Annotated in this window: 30 protein-coding genes and 1 pseudogene; 17 read left to right on the top strand and 14 right to left on the bottom strand. The window is 70.4% G+C overall.

Annotated features, from left to right (window positions below; genetic code table 11):
- Positions 1-59: 59 nt before the first annotated feature.
- Positions 60-1,001: a CorA family divalent cation transporter gene (locus BQ7106_RS05200; protein WP_072372473.1), complete on the top strand. Its 942-nt coding sequence runs from the start codon at positions 60-62 to the stop codon at positions 999-1,001.
- A gap of 65 nt (positions 1,002-1,066) precedes the next feature.
- Complete coding sequence (locus tag BQ7106_RS05195; RefSeq protein WP_159431267.1) at positions 1,067-1,750, top strand: SdpI family protein; 684 nt, start codon at positions 1,067-1,069, stop codon at positions 1,748-1,750.
- Positions 1,751-1,877: 127 nt separating this feature from the next.
- Here BQ7106_RS05195 and BQ7106_RS05190 read toward each other — a convergent pair whose 3' ends face one another.
- A complete protein-coding gene (locus BQ7106_RS05190) occupies positions 1,878-3,380 on the bottom strand; it encodes an ATP-binding cassette domain-containing protein (RefSeq protein WP_240307443.1) in 1,503 nt (500 codons plus the stop codon).
- Between the two features lie 515 nt (positions 3,381-3,895).
- Between BQ7106_RS05190 and BQ7106_RS05185 the strand changes: the two genes are divergently transcribed.
- Positions 3,896-5,899, top strand: a complete 2,004-nt coding sequence (locus tag BQ7106_RS05185) for an elongation factor G (protein WP_072372467.1) — start codon at positions 3,896-3,898, stop codon at positions 5,897-5,899.
- Positions 5,900-5,924: 25 nt separating this feature from the next.
- Here BQ7106_RS05185 and BQ7106_RS05180 read toward each other — a convergent pair whose 3' ends face one another.
- Positions 5,925-6,920 (bottom strand): VanZ family protein, encoded by a 996-nt coding sequence (locus BQ7106_RS05180; protein WP_072372464.1) that lies wholly within the window; start codon positions 6,918-6,920, stop codon positions 5,925-5,927.
- Between the two features lie 270 nt (positions 6,921-7,190).
- Between BQ7106_RS05180 and BQ7106_RS05175 the strand changes: the two genes are divergently transcribed.
- From BQ7106_RS05175 to BQ7106_RS05160, 4 genes are all read left to right on the top strand, one after another.
- The gene (locus BQ7106_RS05175) at positions 7,191-8,399 is read left to right on the top strand and encodes an MFS transporter (RefSeq protein WP_072372461.1); all 1,209 of its coding nucleotides are present in this window, start codon (positions 7,191-7,193) and stop codon (positions 8,397-8,399) included.
- 116 nt (positions 8,400-8,515) lie between these two features.
- A complete protein-coding gene (locus BQ7106_RS05170; protein WP_072372456.1) occupies positions 8,516-8,953 on the top strand; it encodes a hypothetical protein in 438 nt (145 codons plus the stop codon).
- A 401-nt stretch (positions 8,954-9,354) separates the two neighbouring features.
- Entirely contained in the window at positions 9,355-11,643 is a 2,289-nt protein-coding gene (locus tag BQ7106_RS11285; RefSeq protein WP_072372453.1) for an MFS transporter, read from the top strand.
- Positions 11,640-12,785, top strand: coding sequence for a winged helix DNA-binding domain-containing protein (locus BQ7106_RS05160; RefSeq protein WP_072372450.1), 1,146 nt, complete (start codon positions 11,640-11,642; stop codon positions 12,783-12,785). Before BQ7106_RS11285 ends, BQ7106_RS05160 begins: the two co-directional genes overlap by 4 nt.
- 4 nt (positions 12,786-12,789) lie before the next feature.
- Here BQ7106_RS05160 and BQ7106_RS05155 read toward each other — a convergent pair whose 3' ends face one another.
- The gene (locus BQ7106_RS05155) at positions 12,790-13,326 is read right to left on the bottom strand and encodes a flavodoxin domain-containing protein (protein ID WP_072372447.1); all 537 of its coding nucleotides are present in this window, start codon (positions 13,324-13,326) and stop codon (positions 12,790-12,792) included.
- A gap of 2 nt (positions 13,327-13,328) precedes the next feature.
- A complete protein-coding gene (locus tag BQ7106_RS05150; protein WP_072372444.1) occupies positions 13,329-13,952 on the bottom strand; it encodes a TetR/AcrR family transcriptional regulator in 624 nt (207 codons plus the stop codon).
- 279 nt (positions 13,953-14,231) lie between these two features.
- On the opposite strand from BQ7106_RS05150, the gene BQ7106_RS05145 reads away from it, so the two are divergent.
- Together BQ7106_RS05145 and BQ7106_RS05140 are read left to right on the top strand one after the other, a co-directional pair.
- The gene (locus tag BQ7106_RS05145; protein WP_072372441.1) at positions 14,232-14,834 is read left to right on the top strand and encodes a TetR/AcrR family transcriptional regulator; all 603 of its coding nucleotides are present in this window, start codon (positions 14,232-14,234) and stop codon (positions 14,832-14,834) included.
- 75 nt (positions 14,835-14,909) lie between these two features.
- Positions 14,910-15,551, top strand: coding sequence for a class I SAM-dependent methyltransferase (locus tag BQ7106_RS05140; protein ID WP_072372438.1), 642 nt, complete (start codon positions 14,910-14,912; stop codon positions 15,549-15,551).
- Positions 15,552-15,560: 9 nt separating this feature from the next.
- On the opposite strand, the gene BQ7106_RS05135 is transcribed toward BQ7106_RS05140, so the two are convergent.
- Positions 15,561-15,830, bottom strand: coding sequence for a Txe/YoeB family addiction module toxin (locus BQ7106_RS05135; protein ID WP_072372435.1), 270 nt, complete (start codon positions 15,828-15,830; stop codon positions 15,561-15,563).
- Positions 15,831-16,091 (bottom strand): type II toxin-antitoxin system RelB/DinJ family antitoxin, encoded by a 261-nt coding sequence (locus BQ7106_RS05130; protein ID WP_072372432.1) that lies wholly within the window; start codon positions 16,089-16,091, stop codon positions 15,831-15,833. It lies immediately after the preceding gene.
- A 159-nt stretch (positions 16,092-16,250) separates the two neighbouring features.
- On the opposite strand from BQ7106_RS05130, the pseudogene BQ7106_RS11280 reads away from it, so the two are divergent.
- From BQ7106_RS11280 to BQ7106_RS05120, 3 genes and pseudogenes are all read left to right on the top strand, one after another.
- Positions 16,251-16,466 (top strand): annotated as a pseudogene (locus BQ7106_RS11280) (MerR family transcriptional regulator); the annotation flags it as partial.
- A gap of 144 nt (positions 16,467-16,610) precedes the next feature.
- Positions 16,611-17,036, top strand: a complete 426-nt coding sequence (locus BQ7106_RS11275; RefSeq protein WP_240307486.1) for a TipAS antibiotic-recognition domain-containing protein — start codon at positions 16,611-16,613, stop codon at positions 17,034-17,036.
- Positions 17,037-17,053: 17 nt separating this feature from the next.
- Complete coding sequence (locus tag BQ7106_RS05120) at positions 17,054-17,557, top strand: GNAT family N-acetyltransferase (RefSeq protein WP_072372429.1); 504 nt, start codon at positions 17,054-17,056, stop codon at positions 17,555-17,557.
- 147 nt (positions 17,558-17,704) lie between these two features.
- Here the strand turns inward: BQ7106_RS05120 and BQ7106_RS05115 are convergent, their stop codons facing one another.
- The 4 genes from BQ7106_RS05115 to BQ7106_RS05100 form a co-directional block, all read right to left on the bottom strand.
- The gene (locus BQ7106_RS05115) at positions 17,705-18,490 is read right to left on the bottom strand and encodes a helix-turn-helix domain-containing protein (RefSeq protein ID WP_072372426.1); all 786 of its coding nucleotides are present in this window, start codon (positions 18,488-18,490) and stop codon (positions 17,705-17,707) included.
- 110 nt (positions 18,491-18,600) lie between these two features.
- Positions 18,601-18,951 (bottom strand): DUF2200 domain-containing protein, encoded by a 351-nt coding sequence (locus BQ7106_RS05110; RefSeq protein WP_072372423.1) that lies wholly within the window; start codon positions 18,949-18,951, stop codon positions 18,601-18,603.
- A gap of 79 nt (positions 18,952-19,030) precedes the next feature.
- Positions 19,031-19,450, bottom strand: a complete 420-nt coding sequence (locus BQ7106_RS05105) for a type II toxin-antitoxin system VapC family toxin (RefSeq protein ID WP_072372421.1) — start codon at positions 19,448-19,450, stop codon at positions 19,031-19,033.
- The gene (locus tag BQ7106_RS05100) at positions 19,443-19,724 is read right to left on the bottom strand and encodes a type II toxin-antitoxin system Phd/YefM family antitoxin (protein WP_072372419.1); all 282 of its coding nucleotides are present in this window, start codon (positions 19,722-19,724) and stop codon (positions 19,443-19,445) included. Before BQ7106_RS05100 ends, BQ7106_RS05105 begins: the two co-directional genes overlap by 8 nt.
- A gap of 152 nt (positions 19,725-19,876) precedes the next feature.
- Here BQ7106_RS05100 and BQ7106_RS05095 point away from each other — a divergent pair, with 152 nt between their 5' ends.
- Together BQ7106_RS05095 and BQ7106_RS11355 are read left to right on the top strand one after the other, a co-directional pair.
- On the top strand, positions 19,877-20,485 hold the full coding sequence (locus BQ7106_RS05095) for a GrpB family protein (protein WP_205407676.1): 609 nt from the start codon (positions 19,877-19,879) through the stop codon (positions 20,483-20,485).
- Positions 20,442-20,567 carry a hypothetical protein gene (locus tag BQ7106_RS11355; protein ID WP_275886719.1) on the top strand — a complete coding sequence of 42 codons (126 nt, stop codon included), beginning with the start codon at positions 20,442-20,444 and terminating at the stop codon, positions 20,565-20,567. Before BQ7106_RS05095 ends, BQ7106_RS11355 begins: the two co-directional genes overlap by 44 nt.
- Here BQ7106_RS11355 and BQ7106_RS10645 read toward each other — a convergent pair.
- A complete protein-coding gene (locus tag BQ7106_RS10645) occupies positions 20,564-21,418 on the bottom strand; it encodes a metalloregulator ArsR/SmtB family transcription factor (protein ID WP_083526918.1) in 855 nt (284 codons plus the stop codon). The two genes, BQ7106_RS11355 and BQ7106_RS10645, sit on opposite strands and share 4 nt — an antisense overlap.
- Positions 21,419-21,519: 101 nt before the next feature.
- Here BQ7106_RS10645 and BQ7106_RS05080 point away from each other — a divergent pair, with 101 nt between their 5' ends.
- Positions 21,520-22,086: a DUF5714 domain-containing protein gene (locus BQ7106_RS05080; RefSeq protein WP_072372417.1), complete on the top strand. Its 567-nt coding sequence runs from the start codon at positions 21,520-21,522 to the stop codon at positions 22,084-22,086.
- Between the two features lie 30 nt (positions 22,087-22,116).
- Here BQ7106_RS05080 and BQ7106_RS05075 read toward each other — a convergent pair whose 3' ends face one another.
- The 3 genes from BQ7106_RS05075 to BQ7106_RS05065 form a co-directional block, all read right to left on the bottom strand.
- Positions 22,117-22,566 carry a zinc ribbon domain-containing protein gene (locus BQ7106_RS05075; protein WP_072372415.1) on the bottom strand — a complete coding sequence of 150 codons (450 nt, stop codon included), beginning with the start codon at positions 22,564-22,566 and terminating at the stop codon, positions 22,117-22,119.
- A 344-nt stretch (positions 22,567-22,910) separates the two neighbouring features.
- On the bottom strand, positions 22,911-23,471 hold the full coding sequence (locus BQ7106_RS05070; protein WP_129583804.1) for a hypothetical protein: 561 nt from the start codon (positions 23,469-23,471) through the stop codon (positions 22,911-22,913).
- 5 nt (positions 23,472-23,476) lie between these two features.
- The gene (locus tag BQ7106_RS05065) at positions 23,477-23,686 is read right to left on the bottom strand and encodes a helix-turn-helix transcriptional regulator (protein WP_072372408.1); all 210 of its coding nucleotides are present in this window, start codon (positions 23,684-23,686) and stop codon (positions 23,477-23,479) included.
- A gap of 193 nt (positions 23,687-23,879) precedes the next feature.
- On the opposite strand from BQ7106_RS05065, the gene BQ7106_RS05060 reads away from it, so the two are divergent.
- The gene (locus tag BQ7106_RS05060; RefSeq protein WP_159431266.1) at positions 23,880-24,377 is read left to right on the top strand and encodes a GyrI-like domain-containing protein; all 498 of its coding nucleotides are present in this window, start codon (positions 23,880-23,882) and stop codon (positions 24,375-24,377) included.
- 300 nt (positions 24,378-24,677) lie between these two features.
- Positions 24,678-25,490: a transporter substrate-binding domain-containing protein gene (locus BQ7106_RS10640; protein WP_083526916.1), complete on the top strand. Its 813-nt coding sequence runs from the start codon at positions 24,678-24,680 to the stop codon at positions 25,488-25,490.
- The last annotated feature ends 72 nt before the right edge of the window (positions 25,491-25,562 follow it).

Genomic DNA, 25,562 nt, shown 5'->3' with positions numbered 1-25,562 from the left:
CACGCCAACGGGTAGAACCCTCATCGGGGAAACGTTGGCATCGGCATGGGAGGTGCGGGATGGCGCGGTCCTGGCACATCGCGAACGGGCACCTTGCGACGGGCGAGAAGGACGGTGGGCACGTGGTCTCCCTCCTGCGCCTCGAGGAGGCAAGGGCGCGTCCGCTCTCGCACGTGCAGCGCGAGGTGCTCGCGCAGCTGGAGCACGCTGCGATTCCCTTCCTGGAGCGAACGCCCACAGGTGCGGCGGGCCTCGTGGTCACGTCGAGCGGACGTCGCCGCTTTGGCTTCATCCTCACGGCGTCCGAGCTGGCGCTCATCGACGATGGGAACACCTGCGCGCCGGCGCTCGGCCGTGCCGTGGAGTGCCGTGCGCCCGTCGACGGTCCCGCCGGGGCGCTCTGCGCGCTCCTGCGAGAGCTGCTGGGAGACCACCCGGCGCGTCTCTCGAGGATGCGCGAGGAGCTCGAGCTGGTGGAGCAGCAGGTTCTCGAGGGGCACCAGCGCCCAGACCGTCGCGCAATGATGGCGGGCACGCGCCAGATGCTCGGGCTCGACACGTTCTATCAGGGTATGTCCGACCTTGCGAGCGAGCTTGCGGAGGATGACTCGGGCCTGGTGGCCCCTGCTGACCGCGTGCGCCTGCGCTCGCTCTCGCGGCTGCTGGGCCGCCTCTCCGCGCGCCTGGAGTCGCTCCAGGACTACGGCCTGCAGGTTCAGAGCCTCTATCAGGAGTCCATCGACGTGCGGCAGAACCAGGTCATGCAGTGGCTGACCGTGGTGACCACCATCGTCATGCCGCTCACCCTCGTCACCGGGTGGTACGGGATGAACTTCCCGCACATGGCGCTTCTCGACGCGCCGTGGGGCTACGCGGCGGTGGCGGTGGCGTGCGTGGTGATAACGGCCGCAGAAATCGCGTTCTTCTCGTGGCGCGGGTGGCTGAGCTTCGGCGGACGGTACCGCAACGACGGCCGGCGGCGTGACGGGCAGACGGATTGATGCCCGTCTCCAATAGGGGTATACCGTCGGGGTCAAAGCTTGTGGCCCCGTCGGAGGAGGCAGCCATGTCCGGAATGACCCTCGAGCGCCGCGACCGCGCGCTGTGGGCGGCGCTGCTCGGCCTGTGTGTGGTGAATGCGCTCGTCTACCTGCTGTGGGCGCTGCCCGCCATGCCCCAGACCGTCCCCGTGCACTGGGGCGCGGACGGCGCGGTCAACGGCTGGGGCTCCAAGGAGTCCACGATCTTTCTGGGCGTTGTGCTGCCGTTTCTGGTGCTGGCGCTGATGTTCGCCGTGCCGCACCTGGACCCGCGCGGCGAGACGTTCACCCGATTTAAGGGCATCTACCAGGGATTCTCTGCGGCCTTCGTCCTCTTCATGCTGGCGTTTGCCTGGCTCACCCCGCTCACGGCGCTTGGTGTGGTTCCGGAGTCGGGGTCGTTCGTGAGCCTGTTCGCGTTCGGCGGAATCGGGGCGCTCATGGTGGGCCTCGGCGTGGTCTGCCCGCGCATCGAGCCCAACTACACCTTTGGCATCCGCCTGCCGTGGACCCTGGCCGACCCGGACAACTGGCGCCGTACGCACCGCTTTGCGGGCCCGGTCTTCGTGGCGGTGGGCCTGGGGACCATCGCGATGGCGCTCCTCTCGCCCTTGGCGCCGGAGCTTGCCACGATTGCACTGCTGGTGCTTCTGCTGGGCGGCGTGGGCGTGGTCGCGCTCTACAGCTTCATCATCTGGAGGCGTGACTGATACAAAGGGAAAAGGGGACGGGTCTGCTTTCTCTGAGAGAAGCGGGACAGGTCGGACCCCGCGCCATGGCTTGGCACCCCAGACCTGTCCCAAAAACTCTGAGAGAGTGGACCCGTCCCCTTTTTGCTCACGCCTCGCGCACGCGGCCGTCGCGGACCTCCCAGGTGCGCGAGGTGCATGCGGAGAGGAACCGCCGGTCGTGGCTCACCAGCACGAGCGCGCCGGGGTAGGCGGCGAGCGCGCGCTCGAGTGCCTCGGTCGAGTGCAGGTCCAGGTGGTTGGTGGGCTCGTCCATGACGATGAGCGCGGGGTGGCGCAGGATGCCCTCCGCCAGCATGAGCTTGCGCAGCTCGCCGGGACTCGTGCGGCCGCCCTCGAGGATGCGGTCCGGGTCGGAGTTGAGCTGCGCCACCGTGGAGAGCACGCGCCCGCGCTCGGCGGGGGAGAGCGAGCTCACTCGAGCCACCATCGCGTCGCGGGCCTCCGCGGGCAGCTCCTGCGGGACGTCGAGCACCTCCAGGCCCCTCCCGGCGTCCTCCGCCCGGGCGAGAAGGACGCGCAGGTGCGCGAGCAGCGTCGACTTCCCGGCGCCGTTGGGCCCGACCACGCCCACGTGGTCGGCGTTGCCCACCCAGAGCTCGGGGACCTCGAGGGTCCCCTCGGGCCCGCAGGGGATGGTCGCGGCCGGTACGTGCAGCACCGTGCGACGGCGCGCCGGCTCGGCGTCGACCCACAGGTCGCCGTCGTAGCGCTTGGCCACGCGCGCTGCGGCCAGGCGCTCCCGTGCGGCGGCCACCCGTGCGTCCATCTGGGACGAGAGGCGGCCCGCCTGCCCGTCCTTGCCGGTGAAGATGGCGAGGTCGATCTTGCCGCGCGCGTCGCGGTCGCGTGGGTCCAGGTTCCGCTTGCTGCGCCGCGCGTCGGCGCGGGCGGCCTCGTGGGCCCGAGCGTCCTTCTCGGCGGAGAGGCGCATCAGCTCGCGCCTGGCGCTCGCGCGCTCCGCGACGGCCGTCGCGCGCTCGAGCTCCGCCTGGCCGTGCGCCGCGCTGTAGCCGCCCGGACGCACCACGACCCCGTCTGGCTCAAAGGACGCGCACCGCTCGGCGAGAAGGTCCACGAGGTCGCGGTCGTGGCTCACGAGAATCCCGATGCCGCGGAAGCGCTCGAGCGCCGCGCCCAGCTGCTCGCGGGCGTCCGCGTCAAGGTGGTTGGTTGGCTCGTCTGCAACGAGCACGTCGGGGCGACCCCAGAGGGCGACGGCCACCTGCAGCTTCTTGCGCTCGCCGAAGGAGAGCTCGTCGAAGCGCCAGGGCATGTCGTCCTCGATGCGGAAGGCCTTGCGGAGCTCCCGGGCGGCTCGGCCGTAGTCGAGCGCGAAGTCCGCGAGACCCTCTGGCGGCTCGTCGGCGTCCTGCGCCACGTAGGCGCAGACGAGGCCGCGCGTGACGGAGCCGGCGTCGGGCTCGATGAGGCCGCACGCAATCTTGGCGAGCGTGGTCTTGCCGCAGCCGTTGTCACCCAGGAGGGCGGTCCAGCCTTGCGCGAAGGTGATGGTCACGTTGTCGATGATGGGCGCGAGCGCCGAGGGATAGGCGTAGGTGACGCCAGAGAGCATCAGTTGCATAGACATCTCTTCTCCGTGCAAAAGGGACAGGCACTTTTGCACATCGGGGTTTCTTGGTTGAGGATGTCTAGCGAATGCCCACGCTTCCCGTGCCTCTCTCCGGTCCGATGGCGGCGCCACCCGCGCTGCGGGGCCCATTCCCCGCTCGGCCGATGGCGCCAGTATGCGCCCGGATCGAGCGCCGGTCAAGGCCGACCTGCCCCGGCGTCGTAGCGTGTCAGGCGGCGGGGTGCGGACGGGGGTACGGCCCTGCTGTCTGCACAATTCCGGAATTGGGCTGCTCGTTGGGGGTGTCTCGGAGCGTTTTCCCAGCTATTGAATTACTTGCGGACAGAGAATCCCCCCGCTGCGCTCTCTGCGCCGCACAATCTCAAAATTGTGCGGCATGGGGGCGGGCGCGGCAGGCGCGGGAGGCCGGACGAGAAGAACGAGGGGGCGAGAAGCACCTTCCGGTCTGCGTCGCGAGGGCCGCGTTCGCTTGCCGTAAGATGTCGGGGACGGCAGCGTGGGATGGGGGTTGCATGAGGCAGGCGGTCGTGGGCCTTCTGGCGCACGTGGACGCGGGCAAGACCACGCTCGCGGAGGCGATGCTCGCGGCGTCGGGGGCCATTCGCGCTCCCGGGAGCGTGGACGACGGGAGCACCCACCTCGACACCGATGCGATGGAGCGCGAGCGCGGCATCACGATCTTCTCGGCGACGGCGTCGCTCGAGTGGGGCGGCGCGCGCCTCACGCTCGTGGACGCCCCGGGTCACGTGGACTTCTCCGCCGAGGCCGAGCGAACCGTTGCCGCGCTCGACGCCGCCGTCCTGGTGGTGGGGGCCAACGACGGAGTCCAGGGCCACACCGAGACGCTCTGGGACCTGCTCGAGCGCCATGCCGTTCCGACCGTCGTCTTCGTGAGCAAGTGCGACCTCGAGAACCCGGGGCGAGGGGCGCTGCTCGCCGATCTCTCCGCGCGGCTCTCGCCGGGCTGCCTCGACGCCGACGCGCTGCTCGCTGGCGACGGCGCCGCCACGGAGGAGGCCGCCGCGAGCGACGAGGCAGCCCTGGACGAGTACCTCGACAGCGGGACGCTCGAGCCCGGGACGCTCGCGCGCCTGGTCGGGGAGCGCGCGGTCTTCCCCGTGCTCTTCGGGGCCGCCCCGCGCGGCGAGGGGGTGAGCGAGCTCCTCGACGCCCTCGTGTCGCTGCTCCCGGACCGTGCGTGGCCGGACGAGTTCGCCGCGCGCGTCTACCGGGTCTCGCGCGGGGCGCGCGGCGAGCGCCTCGCGTGGGTGAAGGTCACCGGAGGCGTGCTGCGCGCCAAGGCGCAGCTCTCGGGCAGCGAGCGTGGGGTGCCCTGGAGCGAGAAGATCAACGAGGTGCGCGTCTACCAGGGCGCGAGCTTCGAGACCGTGACCGAGGTTCCCGCGGGGCGCATCTGCGCCGTCACGGGCCTCTCGCACGTCATCCCCGGCAGCGCCCTGGGCGCGGAGCCCGCCGCCGATCGCCCCGTGCTCGCGCCGGTGCTCTCCTACCAGGTGGTGCCCGAGCCCGGCACGGACGTCCCCGCCCTCGTGCGCGCGCTGCGCGAGCTCGCCGACGAGGACCCCATGCTCGGCGTGACCTGGCACGAGCGTCTCCAGGAGGTTCACGTCCAGCTCATGGGCGAGGTTCAGCAGGACGTGGTGCGCGAGCTGCTGCGCTCCCGCCATGGCTTCGACGTCGGCTTCGGGCCCGGCGGCATCCTCTACAAGGAGACCGTGACCGCGCCCGTTGAGGGCGTGGGTCACTTCGAGCCGCTGCGCCACTACGCGGAGGCGCGCGTGCTCGTCGAACCGCTTCCGCGCGGCTCGGGGGTCGAGTTCGGCACGCGCTGCTCTACGGACGACCTCGACCTCAACTGGCAGCGCCTCATCCTCACCAACGCGATGGAGCGCGACCATCTGGGGACGCTCGTCGGCGCGCCGCTCACCGACGCGCGCATCACGCTCCTCTCGGGTCGGGCTCACCCCAAGCACACCGAGGGCGGGGACTTTCGCCAGGCGACGTACCGCGCCGTGCGACAGGCGCTCATGGTCGCGCGGGAGCGCGGGGAGTGCCTGCTGCTCGAGCCCTGGTACCGCTTTCGCCTGACGGTGCCCGTCGAGCGAGTGGGCCGCGCGCTCACCGACCTCACGCGCATGGCGGCCGTCTTCGAGCCCCCGGTCGCGGCGGGCGAGACGGCGCGCGTTACCGGCGAGGTCCCGGCATCCGAGGTGGGGGAGTACGCGCTCGAGGTCGCGCGCTACACGGGGGGTCGCGGGCGGGTCTCGCTCGAGCTCGCCGGCTACCGGGCGTGCCACGACGCCGACGAGGTCGTCGCGGCGGCGGCATACGACCCCGAGGCGGACCTCCCCAACACGCCCGACTCCGTCTTCTGCAGTCACGGGGCGGGCCACACCGTCAAGTGGTTCGACGTCCCGGGGCATGCCCACACCGCGGTCGACCCCGCGCGGCTGCGCCCGTACCGCCCCGCCGACGCGTCGTTCTTCTCGAAGTGAGTCAAAAGTGACTGTCCCTTTTGACTCATACGAGGTCGTAGGGCATCTTGCGAGCGACGAGGTAGAAGAGCGCGAGCAGCGGCCACGCCAGCGGGAAGAAGAGGTACGCGCCTCCCAGCACCACGGTGCGCGCGGCATAGAACGCCAGCCGCCGCGTCCCCGTGCGCTCCCTCGTCTCGCAGCTCATGCGCACGAAGGCGCCTCCGGGGGTCGACCCGCCGCGGCGCCAGGGCACCACGACCTCCACCCAGGCGAACGCGACGTAGAGCGCGAGCTCCATGACCTGCTGCCTCATCCCGTCCGGGGCGCCCGCCGCCCCGAGGAGGATGCCGGCCACGCCGCCGGCGGCGAGCGACGCCAGCCCCACGACCAGCGTGTCCAGCCAGAGCGCCACGCACCTGCGGACGAACCCGGGATCGTGCGTGACCTCGCCCTCCTCGGCGAGCGCCCCCGGCGGCAGCACGCGGGCGAGCGCCGCTGCGCACGCCCAGCCCAGCGCCGCGCCGAGGGTGTTGTAGATGAGGTCGTCCACGTCGGCGGTGCGGTAGGCGTAGGGGTAGACGCCGAAGAGCCCCGTGCCCTGGGCGACCTCGATGACGAGCGACGCCGCCAGCCCCGCGGCGACGGAGCGCCAGGGCCCCCAGCGCAGGAGGCGTCCCGCGATAAAGCCGAGCGGCATGAAGAGCACCACGTTGAAGGCGATCTGCGGCAGCGTGCTCACGCCCTCGCGCGCGAAGTCTCCGACGAAGGCCAGCGGGTCGAGCTGCCAGGGGACGCCGTAGGTGATGCCGAGCCCGGAGTCCCCGCTCGGCAGCGGCCAGAGCGTGAAGCAGCCCAGGCCGAGCACGTAGAGCACCGCGAGGTACGTCGAGACCGCCGAGGCGAAGCGAAGGCGCCCGTCGCGGTGGTAGAGCCATGCCAGGATCGGCAGCGTGAGCACCACCGAAGCCAGCGGCCACAGCGCGACCGCCATGAGGAAGTTGTCGGTGTACCCGGAGAGGAATCGCCTGATGAGGTTCATGTCGACCGTTCTTCTCGTCTTCTGTCGCCTGTCGCGGTCACTGTGCCCATTGTTCCCCGCGGCGCGCACCGGAGCCATCGAAGTTCCTTACGGTTTCGCAAGGCTCATCGGATGCGGGCAAGAACCGTGGAAAAGTGCCTGTCCCTTTTCCACGGTTGCGGTGGTTTCGCAAGGGCGCGCGCCCGGAAAACGACTATCATGGTGGCGGGAAGTGTTTGGAAACGTTTCCACCCTGGTGTCGCGCACGTCGCCGGGGTGCGGAGGAGCACCATGACCATCGTCCTTCTCGTCGTCATCTACGTGGCCTTCGTGGGCCTTGGCATACCCGACTCGCTCTTCGGCGCCGCGTGGCCGGCCATGTACGCCGACCTGGGGCTCCCGGTCTCGCTGGGCAGCGTCGTCACGATGATCATCTCGTGCGGGACCATCGTCTCCAGCCTGAGCTCGGCCGCCGTCATCAACCGCTTCGGGACCGGCAGGGTGACCGCCGCCTCCACGGTCCTCACCGCTGCGGCCCTCCTGGGCTTCTCGCTCGCGCCGAGTCTGCTGTGGCTGTGCCTGCTCGCCGTCCCGCTGGGTCTCGGGGCCGGGGCCATCGACACGGCGCTCAACAACTACGTTGCGCTGCACTATCGCGCCACGCACATGAACTTCCTGCACTGCGCCTATGGCGTGGGCGTGACCGTCAGCCCGTTCATCATGTCCTTCGCGCTCTCCGCGGGCACGTGGCGCGAGGGCTACCTTGGCGCGACTATCTGCCAGGCGGCGATCGCGCTGCTCACCATTGCGATCCTGCCGCTCTGGGGGAAGGTCGCCAGGGCCGACGAGGAGCGGGGCGAGAAGGACGCGGAGCCCCGCACCGAGAGCCCGCTCGCGCTCGTCCGCCGGCGTGACGTGCGCCTGGCCTGCCTCGTGTTCCTGGCGTCCGTCGCCATCGAGGGAATCTGCAACACCTGGGGCACGAGCTACCTCGTGAACGCGCGCGGCATGGGGGCGGGGGAGGCGGCCGGCACGGTGACCGTCTACTACGTGGGCGTGACGCTGGGGCGCTTCCTCTCCGGCGTGCTCGCCAACCGCCTCTCGAGCAAGCAGCTCGTGGGGCTGGGGCAGCTCGTCACCTTTGCGGCCGTGCTCGTGCTGCTTGCGCCGCTGCCCGTCGGAGCCGCCTCGGTCGGCCTCTTCCTCGTGGGCTTTGGCAACAGCCCGCTCTATCCCAACATGCTGCACCTCACGCCGAGGCTGTTCGGCCGAGAGCTCTCGCAGTCGGTGATTGGCGTGCAGATGGCGGCGTCGTACGTGGGCTCGCTCGCCCTCGCGCCGCTGTTCGGCGTGGTGGGGCAGAGCCTCGGCTTCTGGCTCTTCCCGGTGGCGCTGCTCGCGCTGAGCCTCGTGGTGCTGGGGGCCTTCGTCGCCCTCATGACGCTCAAGGGCTGGAGCCCGCGCGCGGCGGCCGCGCGCCTGGTGCGCTCGCAGGGGTAGCCTCGCCCCCCGAGGTGCCGACCTGTCCGCGGAGATAGCCTTGCCCCCCGAGGCGCCGACCCGCTCGCGTCGCGCTGCTCTGCTATGCTCGGGTCAGCTGAGAGGGGCGGTGGGGCATGCGCATCTACAAGGGCAATCCGGAGCTGGTCTTTCGCGGACGGGTGGCGCCGTGGTACGGGGCGCTCTCGGGTGCGCTGTGCGCGGCCGTCGCGGTGCTCGCGCTCCAGCCGGGAATGACCCCGCTCGTGCCGGCGGCGTTGCTGGTCGTGGGCGCCTTCGTGCTGTGGCCCGTGGTGGTGCGAAATCGCGTGGAGCTCTACCCCGACCGCCTGGAGATCGTCTTCGGGTGGAGTCGCACGATCATCCCGTACGACCACGTGCGCGACGTGCGCCGCCTCGAGGGCGGCTTCGGGCAGGCGACCATGCACAACTGCGCCGCCTCGATGGACGGCGTCTTCATCGACGCCCCGACCGACGGTGACGCGGCGGTGTCGGTGATCGGAAACGACAACCTCATGCGCGAGCTGCGCCGCCGCGCGGACCTCCCGCAGTAGGCGCGCGGGGCCGTGCGCCGAGGCGCGGGGCCGTGCGCCGAGGCGCGGACGAGAAGCCCGTCGAGTGCGCGCCGACCGCCGCGCATTCGGCGCCGTTCCTGTCCGCGCGGACATGAAGTCCGTCGAGTGCGCGCCGCACAACGCGCACTCGGCCCAGTTCCTGTCCGCGCGGACGAGAAGCCCGTCGAGTGCGCTCCGCCCACCGCGCACTCGGCGTCACTCCTGTCCGCGCGGACGAGAAGCCCGTCGAGTGCGCGCCCAGGCGGGGGAGGGAGCGCGCATTCGACGGGGATGCGCGCAATCGCGTCGAGTGCGCGCCAGCCCAGCCCAGCCCCGCGCCCGCGTGCCGCGAGATGTGGCACAATGCCCGTCGGCCGTCCCACCCCCTCAGAAAGGTGACCATGAGCGACGCCTCGCCGACCACCTCCCCCTTGCCCGCCCTCTCTCGCGCCCGCACGGGCGCCTGCGTGGCGCTCCTCGTCGTCCTCGGCTTTTCGCTCGGGTGCTCGGAGTTCGTGGTCATCGGCATCGAGCCCGAGCTCGCCGAGGCCTTCGGCGTGAGCCTTGCCCGGGTGGGCGAGCTCATCAGCCTGTTCTCGGTCGCCTATGCCGTCTGCACGCCCGTGCTCGCGATAGCGACGGGGCGCCTCAGGCGCTTTCAGCTGCTCGCCGCCTACTCGGTCGTCTTCGTGCTCGCAAACGCCGCCATGGGGTTCGCGCCGAGCTTCGAGGTCCTTCTCGGCTCGCGCGTCCTTCTGGGGATGGTCTCGGGCGCGCTGCTCGCGGTGGGCGTGACCTTCATCCCCGAGCTCGTGGGGGTCGAGCGCACCTCCATGACGATCTCGGTGGTCTACGCGGCGTTCTCCGTGGCCATGGTCGTGGCGACCTCTGCGGGAAAGATCGTGGCGGACGCCCTGGGGTGGCACGCCGCCATGCTCGTCGCCCTGGCGCTCGCGGTGCTGGTGAGCGCCGCGCTGCTGCTGGTGCTGCCGCGCTCCGGGGCCACCGACGAGCCCGCCACCATGCGCGAGCAGGCGGCGCTTCTCGGCGAGCCGCAGGTGCTCACGGGCATGGCGATCTTTGTCTTTGGCGTGGGCTCGGTCTACGTGTTCTACGGCTACATCACCCCCTACCTCGAGGACGTGCTGGGCATGAGCCCACTCGGGGCGAGCGCCGCGCTCATGGGATACGGCGCGGCGTGCTTCCTCTCGAACCTGCTCTCCGGCTGGGCGGACGCCCGGTTTGGCATGCGCGCGCTCCTGGCGAGCTTCCCGGCGCAGGCGACCCTGCTGCTCGCGCTCTACCTGGCGGGGCCGTCCATGCCCGCCGCCCTTGTGGCGGTGCTGCTCCTCGGCGTCACGATGTACGTGGTCTCGGTGCCGTGCATCAGCCTGTTCATGCGCGTGGCGCGTCGGCGCCACCCCAAGGCGCTCACACTGGCGAGCTCGCTCGAGCCGATGTCGTTCAACTGCGGGATTGCGTTTGGGACGGCGGTGGGCGGCGCGGTGGTCTCGGGGCCGGGGATGCCGCTCGTGGGCCTCGTGGGCGCGGCGCTCTCGCTCGTGGCGATGGCGCTCGTGGGGGTGACGCTGGCGCTGGACCGCCGTCGACCCCGCGAGCAGGAGCTCCGGCGGCCCCACGTCCTTCTCGCCTGCGAAGTACGCGCGGAGCCAGGTGCGCGCGCCGCGGGGCCCGCAAGCGCTACCATGGGCGGCAACGAGGGAGGGATGCCCATGCGCCACACGACCGCATACGATACCCCGCTGGGCGAGGTGCTGCTCGCGAGCGACGGTCGCGCGCTCACCGGCCTGTGGTTCGCGGGCCAGCGCCACGCCGCCGCGGGGCTCTCGCCGGACGCGAGTCCCCTCGACGACCTGCCCGTCTTCGACGTCGCGCGCACCTGGCTCCGCGCGTACTTCGCAGGCGAGAAGGACGTGGGGCCGCCGGAGCTCCTGCTCGCGGGGACGCCCTTCCAGCGCTGCGTCTGGGCCGCCCTGCGCGAGGTGCCGTACGGACGCACCGTCACCTACGGCGAGCTCGCGTCGCGCGTCGGCGCGAGCCTCGGTCGCCCCACCTCGGCGCGCGCCGTGGGGTCGGCGGTGGGCCGCAACCCCGTCTCGGTGATCGTGGGGTGCCATCGCGTGCTCGGCTCTGACGGGAGCCTCACGGGATACGCCGGCGGGGTCTGGCGCAAGCGGGCGCTTCTCGCCCTGGAGCGCGAGGGCCTGGTCGTCGACGAGGTCTCCGAGCGTCCCGCCGCGCTCGTGCGCTCGCTCGTGGGCGTGTGGGAGCGCTCCGTGCGCGCAACGCACGGCTTTCTGCTGCCGGGCGAGGTCGAGCGGATGGCGCCCGTCGTCCCGGGGGCCGTCGACGGGGTTCCCCGCCTGCTCGTGGCGAGCCGCGCGGGCGTGCCGGTGGGGTTTCTCGGCATGGGCGACGCGTTCGTCGAGATGCTCTTCGTGGACCCCGCCTCGCGCGGGCGCGGCGTGGGGCGCCTCCTCATGGAGCGCGCCGTCTGCCTGCTCGGCGCGCGGGAGGTCTCCGTCAACGAGCAGAACGCGCAGGCCGTCGGCTTCTACGAGCACCTGGGCTTCTCCGCGTACCGTCGCACCCCCGTCGACGACGATGGCCGTCCCTACCCGCTGCTCTTCATGCGCCGTCCCGACCGCGACGACGGGGTGGCCCCGTGACCGCGCCCACCGGCCCGGCGCTCACCCGCGCCGAGCTCCTGGGCGTCACGCTGGAGCGCCAGCACCTGCTGCGCCGCGACGCGTCGTGCGCGCAGGTGGCCTCCGACCTGCTGGGACTCCAGGCGCAGTTCCCCACCGGCCCGCGCGACGCCCTGCGCGCCCGCGCGGCCGACTTCACGCCGGAGGGCTGGGGGCGCGGCCTGGTCAAGATCTGGTCGCACCGGGGGACCATTCACGTGGTTCCGGCACGCGAGCTGGGCCTGCACCTCTCCGCCCGCGACAACCGCGGCCCGCTCGCCGACCTCTGGGGCGGCTGGGGCATCCCGGCCGACGAGGCGGCGCGCTGGGCAGACGTCATCCGTGCCGAGGTGTCGTCCGGCCCGCGCGGGCGCGAGGAGCTCAAGGAGGCGTGCCGCGCGGCGGGAATGTCGGAGTGGCTGCTCGCGCGCGTGTTCAACGGCTGGGGCGGGCTGCTCAAGGAGATGTGCGACCGCGGGGAGCTCGTCTACGAGCCGGGGACGGACAGGCGCTTCTCCGTTCCTCCCGAGCCCGTCGACTGGCGGCCGCGCGATGAGGCGCGCGCCGAGCTCGTCGGCCGCTACTTCGAGCGCTACGGTCCCGCCACGCTGCAGGACTGTGCCTCATTCCTGGGGTACCGCGTCTCGGAGGTGGCCGAGCTGGCCCGGCGATCGGCGCTGCCGCTGCGCAAGCTGACCTGCGGGGGAGTCGAGCTGGCCTACCTCGGCGAGCTGCCCTCGCCGTCGGAGGCGCGCGTGCCCGGCTGCGTCCTTCTCGCGCCCTTCGACCAGCTCGTGCTGGGCTATCGCGACCGCTCCCGCCTCATCGACGAGCGGGACCTGCCGCGCGTCACCAACCGGGCGGGCATCGTCTTCGCGACGGTCCTCTACCGGGGCCGCGCGCGTGCGCGCTGGAGGCGCGAGGGGCGCCGCGTGACGGTCACGGAGTTCCGCCCGCTCTCGGGCACGGCGCGCGCGACGATCGCGGGCCGCGCGAGGAGGTTCTTCTCGCCGGAGCGGGTTGAGGTGCTCTTTAGGGGCGAGAAGGACGCGCCGGCCCCGCGCCCCTTCGACACGGACGGCCTCCCGAGCGAGCTGCGTGCGCGCGGGGGAGCGGGGGAGTAACGTCTCAGCCCCGCAGGTGGTCGAGCACCGGCTCGAGGTACTCGCGCCGCGTCCCGTCGAAGCCCTCTCGCATGGCGTCGAGCGCGAAGGCGGCGCGCGGGTCGGTCTTTGCCGCCTTGGCCTGCATGCGGAAGAAGGCGCGCATGGCCAGCTTGTCAACGGCGCACAGGCGGTCGAAGTCAAAGCCGCCCTGGCAGTAGAAGCGCGCGAGGTGGGGGTAACGCTCGTGCGGGAAGGCGTGCTCGAAGGCGGCGTCGGTCTCGCTCCTGGGCCACTCGTCGCTCGGCATGGGGTAGGCCCCCACGCCGACCACGACGTAGCGGCGCTCGGGCCGGGCGTCCATGAGGGAGCGCAGCCAGCGCGCCCCCTTGAGGCCCCCCGCGTGGAACCAGCCCAGAAGCACCACGGTGTCGGCGGCCTCGACGGCGGCGGACCCGCGCTCGGCAAACGGGATGGGCTCGCAGCCGACGGAGTCGGCGAGCCAGCGGGCGTACCTCTCGGTGAACCCGGTCTGCGAGCAGTAGACGACGGCGGTGCTCATGCTCACTCCTTCGCTCGATGCTGGGCGAGAAACGCCACGAGGTGGCGCTCGACGAGGCGGCGCGCCTCCGGCCAGGGCGCGTCCTCGCAGAGCGCGAGGAACACGGGGCCGTGGAACTGCCGGGCCGCGAGGTCGACGTCGCAGGGGGAGAAGAGGCCGGCGTCGACGAGGCGCGAGAAGATCGCGCGCTGCAGCTCGAGCGGGCGCTCGACGAAGACGGTGCGGTAGAGCTCGTCGCAGCGCGGGTCCGCATGGCGCGCACCCTCGAGCACGTGGCGCAGGCGCACGATGCCGGCGTCTGCGAAGAGGGGCTCGTAGCTGGCGAGAACCACCTCGGTGAGCGCGGGACCGTCCGCGAGGTAGGCGCTCGCGTCGTCGGTGGGGTGGGCGAGGGCGCGCCGGGAGCGCAGCGCCTGCGTGAGGCGATCGAGCTGGTGTTCCACCGCCGCGTCGAAGATGGCCTGCTTGCTGGGGTAGTGGCTGTAGAGGGAGGCGTCGCGCATGCCCACCGCGGCCGCGACGTCGCGCATCGTTGCCGCGGCGTAGCCCTTCTCGGCAAACACCTCGAGGGCGCGCTCGCAGATGAGGCGCTTGGTGTCGCGCGTTGGCCCGGCCGGTCGTCCCATACTGCCTTCCGTGGTGTCCCGTTGTCGCTAAAACCTAGTATACGATAGGTTTAGAGAAAGGGACAAGGGCGTTGCGGGAGCGTATTCCGAGCCAGACGCACGCTCTGGGGCAAGAGAGCGTGCGTTAGGCTCGGACAAAGCCGAGAAGAACGCCAAGCCCGAGCCAGACGCACGCTTTCTTGGTCGGAACTGTTCGCAAGGCTCGGGCTAGGCGGTATCGCCACGCTATTGACTAATGTTCAATAGCGTGTTAGCCTCCGAAGCTGGGAGGTGGCGCGCATGACAAGGACCGTGAAGGAGCCCGAGGAGCGCAGGCGCGAGCTGCTGGCGTGCGCGATGCGGCTCTTCGCCGAGCAGGGCTACGACAACGTGTCCGTGCGCGCGGTGGCGCGGGCCGCGGGTGTCGCGCCCGGCCTCGCGTACCACTACTTCGACTCCAAGCAGGCGCTCTTCTCCGCCGCGATCGAGGACTACGCGCGCCGCTGTGCGGAGCATGTGTGCGAGGTCCTTGACGAGCGGGGGCCCTCGCTCGACGAGAGGCTCGAGCGCGCGCTCGAGGCGGGGGCTGCCCACGACGGCTATCCCTATGCCGAGTTCTTTCACGCCGAGGGCGCGGGCGCGCTGCACGATCGTCTCTCGCTCGCCATGTGCGAGGCGGTGCGGCCGCACCTGCGAGCCGCGCTCGAGCTCGATGCGGCGGAGCGGGGGGCGCCCGCAGCGGATGCGAACCAGCTCGCGGCCATCATGGTCTACGGGTGCGTGGGGCTTGCGAGCGGCCCGGGCATGCCGGACGAGGCCGCGATTGCCGCGGCGCGCCGCTACCTGCGCGCGCTTCTCGCCGAGTTTCGTGCGGGGGACGCGCTCGCCGCGGCCTCGAGATAGGAAAACCGCCCCGGCTTGGTCCGGGGCTCTTTTCGAGACGTTGTATTGAACATTGCTCAACAAAAGGAGACGGGAATGGACGAGAAGAACGCCGAGCTTCTGCGCGTCCGTACGCGCGCCGCGTTCGACGCGCAGGCCGCAACCTACGACGAGGGCATGGAGGGCGACCATGCCCGACGCCTCTACCAGCACGTTGTTGGCGAGGCGGTGCGCGCTGTGGCGGGCATGCCGGCCCCGCGCGTGCTCGACCTCGGCTGCGGGACGGGCGCGCTCGCGGAGCGCCTGCTCGACGCTATCCTGGGGTGCGGGCTCACGGGAGTGGACCTCTCGCCGCGCATGGTCGAGGTGGCCCGCGCGCGGCTGGCGGGACGAGCCGAGGTCCTTCTCGGCGACGCGGAGCGCCTGCCCTTCCATGACGGCGCCTTTGACGTGGTGGTCTGCAACGACTCGTTCCACCACTACCCGGATCCGGAAAGGGCTGCGTTCCAAGCGTGGCGGGTGCTCGTGGCGGGAGGCGCGCTCGTGCTGGGCGACGTCTGGCAGCCCGCTCCGGCCCGGGCGCTCATGAACGCGTGGATGCCGCGCTCGCGCGAGGGTGACGTGCGCATCTACTCCGAGTCTGAGATGCGTGACATTCTGGGAACGTGGTTCAGCCGGGTGAGCTGGCACCGCGTGGGCGTCACGGCCTGCGTCGCGGTGGCGCGCAAGGACGCGTGACGCGCCGGCCTAGCGGTCCTCGTAGTGCCCGCGGCACGAGACCACGCGCACGACTCCGTCCTCGACCTTGTAGGTTAGCCGATTCTTTGCGTCTATACGGACGCTGCTCAGGCCCTCTGCTGAGTGCCTGAGCAGCTCGCTCTTCCCGATGCCGCGCTCCGTTCCACCGGTTCTTGCGATGTCCTTGAGCAGCGCGTTGATGCGTCGCAGGGTCTTCTTGTCCTGTGTCAGCCAGTACTGGTAGTCGGCCCACGCCTGGTCATCCCAGAGGTAGGGCATCTATGCCTCCACGAGGTCGTGCGTCTGCTCGCTGCCGTTGCGCATCGCGCGATAGCGAGCGTCCATCTCGGCGGCGTACTCCGCCTCGGTGGGCATGCGCTTACGAACGGCGAAGGGGAAGCCGCCCTCCTCGACAAAGCGCTTCATGAAGACGGTGAGCGCTGAGGTGGGCGAGAGCCCGAGCTCCTCCGCGGTTGCGTCGAAGGCGCGCTTGAGGTTGGCGTCAACGCGATTGCCAAGAGGTACAGTTGATACCGACATGGTGACTCCTTGCAATCAAATAACTTCGAATAAAGTATACCCAATTGCAAACAGAGATATACGGTTTCGCATGTATCCCTATAATTCCCCTTTGCACTTCTCGCTTGACCTTTCCGTTGCGTCAGGCTTCACAATGTCCCTAGGAGGTGCAACGAGAGCATGAGCGAAGGCATGGTGCGCAACGTCCGATACACGGTGGGGGAACTGGCCAATCTCTCGGGCGTGAGCGCACGGACGCTGCGACACTATGAGGAGCTGGGACTTCTTGCTCCGGCGCGCACACGGTCGGGGTATCGCGTCTATACGTCGCGCGATGCCCGGCGGCTCGCTGCGATTCTCGCCATGCGTTCGTGCGACCTGCCCCTGGCAACGATTCGCCACCTGCTTGGCGACTCGGGTTCTGAGCTGCGCGACACGCTCTTGGAGCATCTCCTGGTCCTGCGCGCGCGGAAGGCAGAACTGGAGGGAGCGATAGCTCACACTGAGGCAGCCCTGGCTGCGGTGGAAAGGATAGGGAACATGAGCGAGCACGACGCCTTCGAGGCGCTCAAGCGTCACGCGATCGAGGAGAACGAGCGCGCGTATGGCCGCGAGGCGCGAGCGCGCCACGGGGACGATGCGGTGGACGCCGCAAACGAGCGGCTGGCCTCGCTCTCCCGCGACGAGTGGGACGAGAAGGGCCAGCTCGAGCGGGCCATCCGGGAGCAGCTGCGCGTCGCGATGGCGACGGGTGACCCGGCGGGCGAACCGGCCCGCGAGCTTGCGCGCATGCACGCGCGCTGGATCGCCCTGCATTGGGGCGAGGGCCGCTACTCGCGCGAGGCGCACCAGGGCCTCGCGCAGATGTACCTCGCGGACGAGCGCTTCCGCGCGTGCTACGACACGGCGGCGGGCGAGGGCGCGACGGAGTTTCTGATCGCCGCGCTCGAGTCCTACCTGGCGTAGCCGGCAGGAGGGGCTTCATGTGCGAGAGGACCGCCCGCCCCGCGCTTCGGCTGGCGCCGCTCTCCTCCTGCGACGCGCCCGCGGCGGCGGAGCTCTTCCACGAGACGGTGCACGCGGTGAACGCGCGAGACTACGCGCCCGAGCAGCTCGAGGCATGGGCACCTGGCGGGGCCGAGCCGGTGCGCCGCATGGCCGCCCGGCTGCTCGAACAGGGCGCGCTCGGCGCCTGGGACGGCAGCGCCCTCGTGGGCTTTGGCAGCCTCGAGGGCGCGGACCTTCTCGACATGCTCTACGTGCACAAGGATTACCGGGGTCGGGGCGCGGCACGCCTCATCGCGGGGGCGCTCGAGCGCGAGGCGCGCGAGCGGGGCGCGCGGGCCATCCGCACCCTCGCGTCCATCACGGCTCGTCCGTTCTTCGAGCGCCGGGGCTACGTCGTGCTGCACGAGAACGTCGTCGTGCGCGCAGGCGTGCGACTCACGAACTTCCTCATGGAGAAGGACCTGGACGCCGGACGGTAGTCCGAGCCAGACGCACGGTTCTTCTCGCCAAAGCGTGCGCTTGGCTCGGACTATTGGCGCGCCGCCTCTAAAGTACGAGTCAAACGCACGCTTTGGGGCGCAATACCGTGCGCCTGGCTCGGGCTATGGCAGGACGCGCCCCCCTCGCTACTCGTTCAGCTTGCCCGCCACGAGGATCGGCACGAAGAAGACCGCGCAGCCGAGAAGCCCGACCGTGGTGTTGGGCAGGACGTCTCCCAGCGCAAGCTCGAGCGCCGGCAGCAGGACCGCCGCCGCTGCGGCCGACCAGCGGGCCGCGCGGCAGATGGCGGGCCAGTTGCCGTTGTGGACGCGCATGAGGCAGCCGAGGTTCATGCGGAAGGGGCCCTGCGTCACGAAGGAGATGCGGTTCTCGTCGTAGTATCCGGGCAGGGTCTCGTGGCAGAAGAACGAGAACCACGCCAGCGCCACGAGCATGAGGAGGCCTCCGGCGACGGCCGGGTCGGCGAGGCCCGAGAGGAGCTGGTCCAGCTCACGCGAGAAGACCACGCGCGCGGTGAGCAGGCCCCAGACGGTGACCGTCGCCGCAAAGGCGGCGCACCGCAGCGCCCGCTGCCGCCCGGTGAGCGTCGCGCCCGAGAGGTCGAGCGAGGCGGCGATGAGCCGGTCGGCCTCCGCGCGCCCCAGGCGCTCCTCGTGCGGCGCTTCCTCGCAGGCCATGAGCTCGGAGATGGAGAGGCCGAGCGCGTCGGCGAGCGGCATGAGCAAAGGGACGCTCGGCAGGCTGAGCCCACGCTCCCACTTGCTCACGGTCTTGTCGCTGACGTAGAGGCGCTCGGCGAGCTGTCGCTGCGTGAGCCCGCGCTCGGCGCGGACGCGGGCGACAAAGGAGCCGAGGGTGGCGGCGTCGAGCTGCGGGACCTTCGGCTCGCTCGGCTTTGGGTCGTCTGCCATGTGGTCTCCCTCCTGGGTCGGAACGTGACCACGATGCTGCGCCGCGGCCTCCCACACGTCAATCGACCGTTAGTCGAGTGGGCATCTACCTGCGGAAACGCATGCGTCGGCTACGAGCGCAGGATCTTCTCCATGGCGCGCCCGCGGGCGAGCTCGTCGACGAGCTTGTCGAGGTAGCGGGCGTTCTGCTCCACGGGGTCGGAGATGGCGGCAACGTCTACGCCGCAGACCTTGCCGGTGATGAGCGTCCTGTTGGGGTTGAGCGCGGGCGCCTCCGAGAAGAACGTCTCGTAGTCCACTCCCGCGGCGATCTGGCGCTCCAGGCCGGCGACGTCGTAGCCGGTGAGCCAGCAGGTCACCTCGTCGACCTCCTCGCGCGTCCGCCCTTTGCGCTCGGCCTTCTGGACGAGCAGCGGGTAGACCTTGGCGAGCGACATCCTTGCGATGGGCGTGCGCGGCATGGTGCCTCCTTCCGTGGTGTGGACGTGGGCCCAGTGTAGCGCGCGGGACGGCGACGCGGGGCGTCCGGGAAGGGGCTGTCTACGGTTGCTGCGAGCAGTACGTCCGCGCGTCCATGCTGGGCACCGACGAGCGGGCGTAGGCGGTGGCGTCGCGTGTGACGATGGCCTTCGCCCCCAGCAGCTCGGCCGTCGAGCGCACGATGGCGTCCTCGAGGTCGGGCTCGTCGGAGGAGAACGCCGCGTCGAGCACGGGAACCGTGAGCTCGGCGACGTCGACGAGCCTCCTGAAGTCGTCGATCCGTGAGCGCACGATCTTCTCGTTGCGGTAATGCCGGCAGAGGATGTAGTAGGCGTCTTTGATGCTGCCGGCGGGAACGACCGCCCTGACGTCCCCTGACGACAGGAGGCTTTCCAGCAGGTCGACGGCATCGAGGTGACGAGGCCTCGTGGCGCTCAGATAGTCGAGCACGATATTGGTGTCGAGGACGATCCTAGTCAAAGCGGCTCGCCCGCTCCGCATTGAGAAGGTCCCGGTCGGAGACGGAGGGGTCCCACGCTGGCTCGGTCGCCGCATCGGCCTCGATGGCCTGCGTGAGCCGTCGGAAGCGCTCGAGCCGCTCGCGACGGCTCGCCGCCGCCTCGTCGGCAGGGTAGATGACGACCCAGGGCCGGTTGTTCCTCAGCACGGTCAGGGGCACGCCGGACGCGTTGACCTCCGTGGTCAGCTCGCTGAACCGGTTCTTTGCCTCGCGCACGCCGACAGGCTCGCTCATGGTGCACCTCCTTGCACCTCCTATTGTAGCTACATTGTACAATATGTAGCCACAATGGGTCGCGTCGTTTTGGATGTCGTGCGACGAAAGCGCTACCATCTGCGGAACACGCCAATCCAAGCCGCGCGCGACGCGAGAGGAGCGATGCCCCCATGCCCCAGCACGTCACCGTCGTTGACTACGACCCGTCCTGGCCGCAGCGCTTTCGGGAGGAGCGCGACCGGCTTTGCGGCGCGCTCGGCGAGGCGGCGCTCGCGATATGGCACATCGGGAGCACGTCGGTGCCGGGCCTTGCCGCCAAGCCGGTCGTGGACGTGCTCGTGGCGGCGCGCAGCCTCGAGGAGGTCGACGCCGCGGAGCCGCGCATGCGCGAGCTGGGCTACGAGTGCCTCGGCGAGTTCGGCATCCCGGGGCGGCGCTACTTTCGCAAGGGCGGCGACGAGCGTACGCACCAGGTCCACGTCTTTGACGCGGGCGACCGGGAGAATGTCGCCCGTCACCTGGCGCTCTGCGACTACCTGCGCTCTCACGAGGGCGCGCGTGACGAGTACGCTGCCCTCAAGCGCTCCCTCGCGCGGCGCTTTCCGTACGACATCGAGGGCTACTGCGACGGCAAGGACCGCTTCGTGCGCGCGCTGGAGGCGCGGGCGCTCGCGTGCTACGACGACGCGTGGGACCGCCTCTACCTCGCCGCCCGGCGCGTGCCGGGAGCTCATGATGCAGCTCGACCCCGAGGCGCGGGAGGTCGAGGTGCTTCTTGACTACGAGTCGCGACGCGTGGTCCGGCTCGGCGAGCTGGTGCCGGGGTGGTGGGCGGACGAGCGCATGGCGCCGGGCGCCTAGCGGCCCTTGTGCGCGACGCCCGTGACGAGCTCCGCCACCTCGCGGGGCGAGCGCCCGGTGGTGTCCACGAGCTCGGAGCCGAGCTCCCGGTAGAGCGGCAGGTAGGCGAGGGCGCGCTTCACCGCGTCCGCCTCGCGCAGCCCGGCGTCCACGTCCCGCTCGATGCGTCCGCGCAGCTCCTCCTCGCTCGCCACGAGCGAGACCCAGCGCACCCGCGCCCCGCACTCGGCGATCGGCAGGCGCGCGAGAATCTCCTCGACGATCGCCCGCTCGTGCATCACCCACCCAAAGACCACGTTCTCGTAGGCGCCGCAGCGCAGGAAGTTGCCGAGCGCGTGGCAGACGTTGTCGAGCACCAGCGCCTTTGTCTCGGGCGTGACCTGGAAGGGGTCCGCCTGCCAGCACCAGTCCCCGTCGAGAAGGACCGAGCGCGGCAGCATGCGGTTGAGCTCGCGGCACACGGTCGACTTGCCGACGCCCATCGGGCCGCCGACGAGGTAGAGGGTCTTGCGCGCGGCGGCGGGCTCGGTCTCGTCCTGCCCTGCCGCCCCTGCGCCGCAGAGCCCGCCGAGCGCGGCGGCGAGCTGCGCCACGCGCTCGCGGCGGAGGCGGTAGTGCGTCCAGCGGCCGTGGCGCTCCGCGCTGACGAGGCCCGCGGAGACGAGCAGCGCCATGTGGTGGGAGAGCGTGGGCTGGCTGATGTCGAGGCGCTCGAGCAGCCTACAGGCGCAGAGCTCGTTGGCCTGGGAGAGCATGCGCAGGACGGCGAGGCGCCTCTCGTCCGCGAGCGCCTTGAGCGCGTCCGTGGCGAGCCCATCGCGATTGTCGGTATCCCCCAACGTGACGCCCATGGTGGCTCCCTTCGCGCTCTCCCTGCCCAACAGATTGATAAACGTCGATGCAGAGTATACACTCTCCTATATATTGATAATCATCGATATGGAGGGGCGCAATGAGCGACCAGCAGGAGGCGTACGCCTGGGCGACAAGAACCTGCGAGAAGAGCGACGCGCTGAGCCCCGCCGACCTCCTCGAGGAGCTCATGGCGGCGCCGGAGTGCGACGCCTTCGGGCCTGTGCATCACTATCTGGTGGGGGCAGCGCTCGTTACCTGCGTTCGCAACGCACGTGGGGAGGGGGACCTGCCCGCGCAGCTCGCAGAGCTCCGGGCGCGCTCGGGAGCGGTTCCTGGCGCGGCGTGCGCGCGCTGGGGCGTGTGCGGCGCGGCGGCGTCGTGCGGCATGGCGCTCGCGATCCTGCTGGAGAACGCCCCGCTTAAGCCCGAGGGCTGGAGCGAGTGCCAGCTCATGGTCTCCGACCTGCTGCGAGCGATCGCGGAGGCGGGTGCCCCGCGCTGCTGCAAGCGCGACGCCCGCATCGCCGTGCGCGGTGCGGTCCCGTGGTTCGAGCGCCTGCTCGGCGTGGAGCTCGCGCCTGCCGCCTCCGAGCCGCGCTGCGCGGTCTCCGGCCGCAACGGCGCGTGCCTTGCGGGCGTGTGCCCCTACTTTGCCGGCGCGTAGACGACCCGACGTCCTTCTCGCCCCGTTGCCCTACGCGTCGCGCCAGCGCTCGAGGGTGGGCAGCACCGCGCCCAGAAGCGACGCGCTCTCGTCCACGGTCCAGCCCATCGCCTCGGCCATGCGCGGCGCGCAGTCCTCGATCATCTCGTCCATCGTGGTCTCGTAGGTGTAGGAGCCGCCGTCGTAGCACCAGCGGCAGAAGTCGGGGTTCTCGGCGCCGTCCGCGTCGTGCCCGAGCTGGTCGGGTCCGGTGAACATCATGCCGCAGCTCTGGCAGTAGTGCTCGGGCATCTCCAGCAGCTCGGTCACGGGGACGTCGAGCTCGCGCGCGATGAGCTTGGTCATGTCGATCCCCGGCGTGGTCTCTCCGCGCTCCCAGCGGCTCACGGCCTGGCGGGTGATGTAGAGCCTGCGAGCCAGCTCCTCCTGCGTGAGCCCGCGCTCGCGGCGCAGGCGGGGCAGCACGTCCTTGATGGCCATGAGGCCTCCCTTCGGCTTGGTTGCTGGCACCAGTATCGCCGCACGGAGGCCCCGCTCCAAGCAACGCTTCGTTGCGCGGGACGAGGCGACGGAGCGGGCCCTTCCTTTGGCCTCCTGCCGGCATCGAGCGTGCGAACCCGGCTTGTGCTTCTCGGTTGAAGGGTTCCAGACGTCGCCCGCTGCCGGCCGAACAATTCCGGAACTGTGCGAAATGCGGCCTGCTACGACGGCGTTTTCTTAAGCGAGAAGAACCTCCAACAGGGCTTTTGTCCCCCGACGCTCGTCCGCTGGCGCACATTTCCGGAATTGTGCGGCCGGCAGCGGCCGGCAGCGGGCAGGGCGCGCTACTCGGTCTCGGCCTCCGCGCGGAAGCGCGCCCGGTACGAGAGCTTGACGGCGAGCAGCGCCAGCGAGAGGAAGACGAGCGTCGCCGCCACGGCCGCCATCGCCTCGAAGCTCACGAGCGCCCCAGCGAAGATCGCCACCACGGCGAGGGCGGGGATGGCCCGCACGAACGTTCGTGCCACCTCGCGCTCCATGTGGGCCGTGAGCTCGTCGTTCTCGCGCGCATAGTAGCGGCGGAGCTCCCGCTCGTCTGCGAGCGCGCGCCTGAGCGCCGCGACCTGGCGGACGCTGACGACGCCCGCGACGCAGAAGAGGCCCATGAGGACGCCGCCCAGGAAGCTGGACGAGAGCGTGCTGCCGCGCAGGGCAGGCAGGCTCTCGGTCACCGCGAGGACGCTCAGGGCGACGATCGAGGCGCAGATGACGGCCACCGAGGCGCTCTCGCGGCCCAGGCGGCGCCGTGCGTCCGCGCGCATGGCGTCGAGGGAGCGTCCGGGCGCGGGGTCCTTCTCGCCGGGGAAGAGGTCGAGGCCGCGGCGCAGGGTGTCAAGCTTGCTCATGTGAATCACAGCTCCTCGTCTATCTCGGAAAAGTCAAAGACCTCCTCGATGGTGAGCCCGAAGTAGCGGGCGATCTTGTGGGCGAGCGGCAGTGAGGCCGTGTACCTGCCCACCTCGATGGAGGTGATGGTCTGGCGCGTGGTGCCCACGGCGTCGGCAAGCTCGGCCTGGGAGAGCCTCCGCTCCCGACGCAGCTCCTTGATCCTCGTTCGCACGGCATCGCCTCCTCGGTCGACGGCTGCAAAAATGACAAGCGCGCTTTGCAAGATAAGCATAGTACGCTTTGCATTCTATGACAAGTAAACTTTGCATACTCCGATGAACGGAGACAAAGGCGACGCGGGCGAGAAGACCCGGCGGCCTCAAGCGCTACCATGGGAGGCCAGCATGTGGGGCAAGGGAGGTTCCGTGGAGTACCGAATCGTGGACATGCCGACGTTTCGCTTCGCGGGCGTGTCGGCGCGGGTGCCCCTGCAGTACGAGGGCGAGAACCCGGCGATCGCGCGGCTCGCCGAGGGCATCACTGAGACGCAGCGCGCGGAGATGCGTCGCCTCATGGACCTCGACCCGCGCGAGGTGGTGAACGTCTCGTGGGACTCCGACACCGACTTCCAGCGCGAGGAGGGCGAGCTCACGCACCTGATTGGCGTGCTCACCACGCGTCCCGCGGCCGAGGTCGGCGCGGGGCTCGCGACGCTCGAGGCGGCGGCTGGCACGTGGGCGGTCTTCCCGAGCGACGGCCCCTTCCCCGAGGCCATGCAGCAGGCGACGGCGGACATCTACGGCACGTGGCTCGCGACGGCCCCCTACGAGCTCGACGGGTTCAGGATGTTCTCGTTCTGCCGCGTCCGCGCCGACGGCACCGCCTACAGCGAGGTCTGGGTGCCGGTCAGGTCGTCAGACTAGCGTGGCTGCGGACCCTCCCGATCTGGACAGCTTCTTCACGTGCTCTGGGCTTCGGTTGCCCGGAGCCCACTGACGTCTGCCCTACCCCTGAGAGGCGAGGGCGCGGCCATCACCGAGCGCTGCGTGGTGGAGGGCGTCGCGGGCCCCAGCGGCCGCGCTCCGGAGTGGAGCCCGGTTCGCTGTGGGACTTTGCTGCAAAGTGTTAAAGGAACCGAAATAACGCTCAGCTACAGTACAGGAGCGGCCTCGCAGGCGCGGGGCCCTTTTTCGTTGCGAGCATTTTCCAAAGGAGGAGTTGCCATGTCCGCTTCCGTCTCTCGTCGCACGTTCCTCGGCATCGCTGGTGGCGCCGTCTCCGTCCTGGGCCTCGTGGCCTGCAACTCCGCTGACTCCGGCACCACCGATGACGCCAGCGCCGCCTCCGACGACACCTCGGGCACGACCTACATCATCGCCACCGACACCACCTTCGCGCCGTTCGAGTTCACCAACGAGGCGGGCGAGTTCGTGGGCATCGACATGGACATCCTCGCCGCCGTCGCCGCCGACCAGGGCTTTGCCTATGACGTCAACTCCCTCGGCTTCGAGGCCGCCTGCGCCGCCCTCGAGTCCAACCAGGCCGACGGCGTCATCGCCGGCATGTCCATCACCGAGGAGCGTCAGGAGAGCTACGACTTCTCTGACCCCTACTACGACTCCTACGTCTGCGCGGCCGCGCGCGACGGCGGGGACTACCAGAGCCTCGAGGACCTTCGCGGCCAGACCGTCGCCTGCAAGACGGCCACGCAGAGCGCTAGCTGGGCCGAGTCCATCGCCGAGGAGTACGGGCTCACCATCACCTACTTCACCGACTCCGACATGATGTACCAGGACGTCCTCACCGGCAACTCCGCCGCCTGCTTCGAGGACTACCCCGTCATGGCCTACGGCGTGGCGCAGGGCAACGGGCTCACCGTGATCGCCACCGAGGAGGAGGAGTTCGCCACCCCCTACGCCTTCGCCGTGCTCAAGGGCCAGAACGCCGACCTGCTCGAGATGTTCAACGCCGGCCTCGCCAACATCCGCGAGAGCGGGGAGTACGACGAGATCGTCGCCGCGTATCTCGAGGCCTAGACGCTCCGGGAAAGAGGGTAATTTGGCGCTGCGCGGCGCTGCAACGGTGCCGCGCAGCGCCCTGAGTTAAGG

It is taken from the genome of Thermophilibacter mediterraneus (assembly GCF_900119385.1).
Classification (GTDB): domain Bacteria; phylum Actinomycetota; class Coriobacteriia; order Coriobacteriales; family Atopobiaceae; genus Thermophilibacter; species Thermophilibacter mediterraneus.
This window is presented reverse-complemented; position numbering and strand designations above follow the sequence as displayed.

Excerpts from the sequence above, each read along its gene's own strand:
- BQ7106_RS05185 (WP_072372467.1), top strand. The coding sequence starts at position 3,896 with ATGAGGCAGGCGGTCGTGGGCCTTCTGGCGCACGTGGACGCGGGCAAG.
- BQ7106_RS05170 (WP_072372456.1), top strand. The coding sequence starts at position 8,516 with ATGCGCATCTACAAGGGCAATCCGGAGCTGGTCTTTCGCGGACGGGTG.
- BQ7106_RS05080 (WP_072372417.1), top strand. The coding sequence starts at position 21,520 with ATGAGCGACCAGCAGGAGGCGTACGCCTGGGCGACAAGAACCTGCGAG.
- BQ7106_RS05190 (WP_240307443.1), bottom strand. The coding sequence starts at position 3,380 with ATGTCTATGCAACTGATGCTCTCTGGCGTCACCTACGCCTATCCCTCG.
- BQ7106_RS05180 (WP_072372464.1), bottom strand. The coding sequence starts at position 6,920 with ATGAACCTCATCAGGCGATTCCTCTCCGGGTACACCGACAACTTCCTC.
- BQ7106_RS05100 (WP_072372419.1), bottom strand. The coding sequence starts at position 19,724 with ATGAGCGAGCCTGTCGGCGTGCGCGAGGCAAAGAACCGGTTCAGCGAG.
- BQ7106_RS11275 (WP_240307486.1), top strand. The coding sequence starts at position 16,611 with ATGAGCGAGCACGACGCCTTCGAGGCGCTCAAGCGTCACGCGATCGAG.
- BQ7106_RS05145 (WP_072372441.1), top strand. The coding sequence starts at position 14,232 with ATGACAAGGACCGTGAAGGAGCCCGAGGAGCGCAGGCGCGAGCTGCTG.
- BQ7106_RS05140 (WP_072372438.1), top strand. The coding sequence starts at position 14,910 with ATGGACGAGAAGAACGCCGAGCTTCTGCGCGTCCGTACGCGCGCCGCG.
- BQ7106_RS05135 (WP_072372435.1), bottom strand. The coding sequence starts at position 15,830 with ATGCCCTACCTCTGGGATGACCAGGCGTGGGCCGACTACCAGTACTGG.
- BQ7106_RS05095 (WP_205407676.1), top strand. The coding sequence starts at position 19,877 with ATGCCCCAGCACGTCACCGTCGTTGACTACGACCCGTCCTGGCCGCAG.
- BQ7106_RS11285 (WP_072372453.1), top strand. The coding sequence starts at position 9,355 with ATGAGCGACGCCTCGCCGACCACCTCCCCCTTGCCCGCCCTCTCTCGC.
- BQ7106_RS05155 (WP_072372447.1), bottom strand. The coding sequence starts at position 13,326 with ATGAGCACCGCCGTCGTCTACTGCTCGCAGACCGGGTTCACCGAGAGG.
- BQ7106_RS10640 (WP_083526916.1), top strand. The coding sequence starts at position 24,678 with ATGTCCGCTTCCGTCTCTCGTCGCACGTTCCTCGGCATCGCTGGTGGC.
- BQ7106_RS05120 (WP_072372429.1), top strand. The coding sequence starts at position 17,054 with ATGTGCGAGAGGACCGCCCGCCCCGCGCTTCGGCTGGCGCCGCTCTCC.
- BQ7106_RS05110 (WP_072372423.1), bottom strand. The coding sequence starts at position 18,951 with ATGCCGCGCACGCCCATCGCAAGGATGTCGCTCGCCAAGGTCTACCCG.
- BQ7106_RS05070 (WP_129583804.1), bottom strand. The coding sequence starts at position 23,471 with ATGAGCAAGCTTGACACCCTGCGCCGCGGCCTCGACCTCTTCCCCGGC.
- BQ7106_RS11355 (WP_275886719.1), top strand. The coding sequence starts at position 20,442 with ATGCAGCTCGACCCCGAGGCGCGGGAGGTCGAGGTGCTTCTTGACTAC.
- BQ7106_RS05150 (WP_072372444.1), bottom strand. The coding sequence starts at position 13,952 with ATGGGACGACCGGCCGGGCCAACGCGCGACACCAAGCGCCTCATCTGC.
- BQ7106_RS05075 (WP_072372415.1), bottom strand. The coding sequence starts at position 22,566 with ATGGCCATCAAGGACGTGCTGCCCCGCCTGCGCCGCGAGCGCGGGCTC.
- BQ7106_RS05200 (WP_072372473.1), top strand. The coding sequence starts at position 60 with ATGGCGCGGTCCTGGCACATCGCGAACGGGCACCTTGCGACGGGCGAG.
- BQ7106_RS05115 (WP_072372426.1), bottom strand. The coding sequence starts at position 18,490 with ATGGCAGACGACCCAAAGCCGAGCGAGCCGAAGGTCCCGCAGCTCGAC.
- BQ7106_RS10645 (WP_083526918.1), bottom strand. The coding sequence starts at position 21,418 with ATGGGCGTCACGTTGGGGGATACCGACAATCGCGATGGGCTCGCCACG.
- BQ7106_RS05175 (WP_072372461.1), top strand. The coding sequence starts at position 7,191 with ATGACCATCGTCCTTCTCGTCGTCATCTACGTGGCCTTCGTGGGCCTT.
- BQ7106_RS05130 (WP_072372432.1), bottom strand. The coding sequence starts at position 16,091 with ATGTCGGTATCAACTGTACCTCTTGGCAATCGCGTTGACGCCAACCTC.
- BQ7106_RS05195 (WP_159431267.1), top strand. The coding sequence starts at position 1,067 with ATGTCCGGAATGACCCTCGAGCGCCGCGACCGCGCGCTGTGGGCGGCG.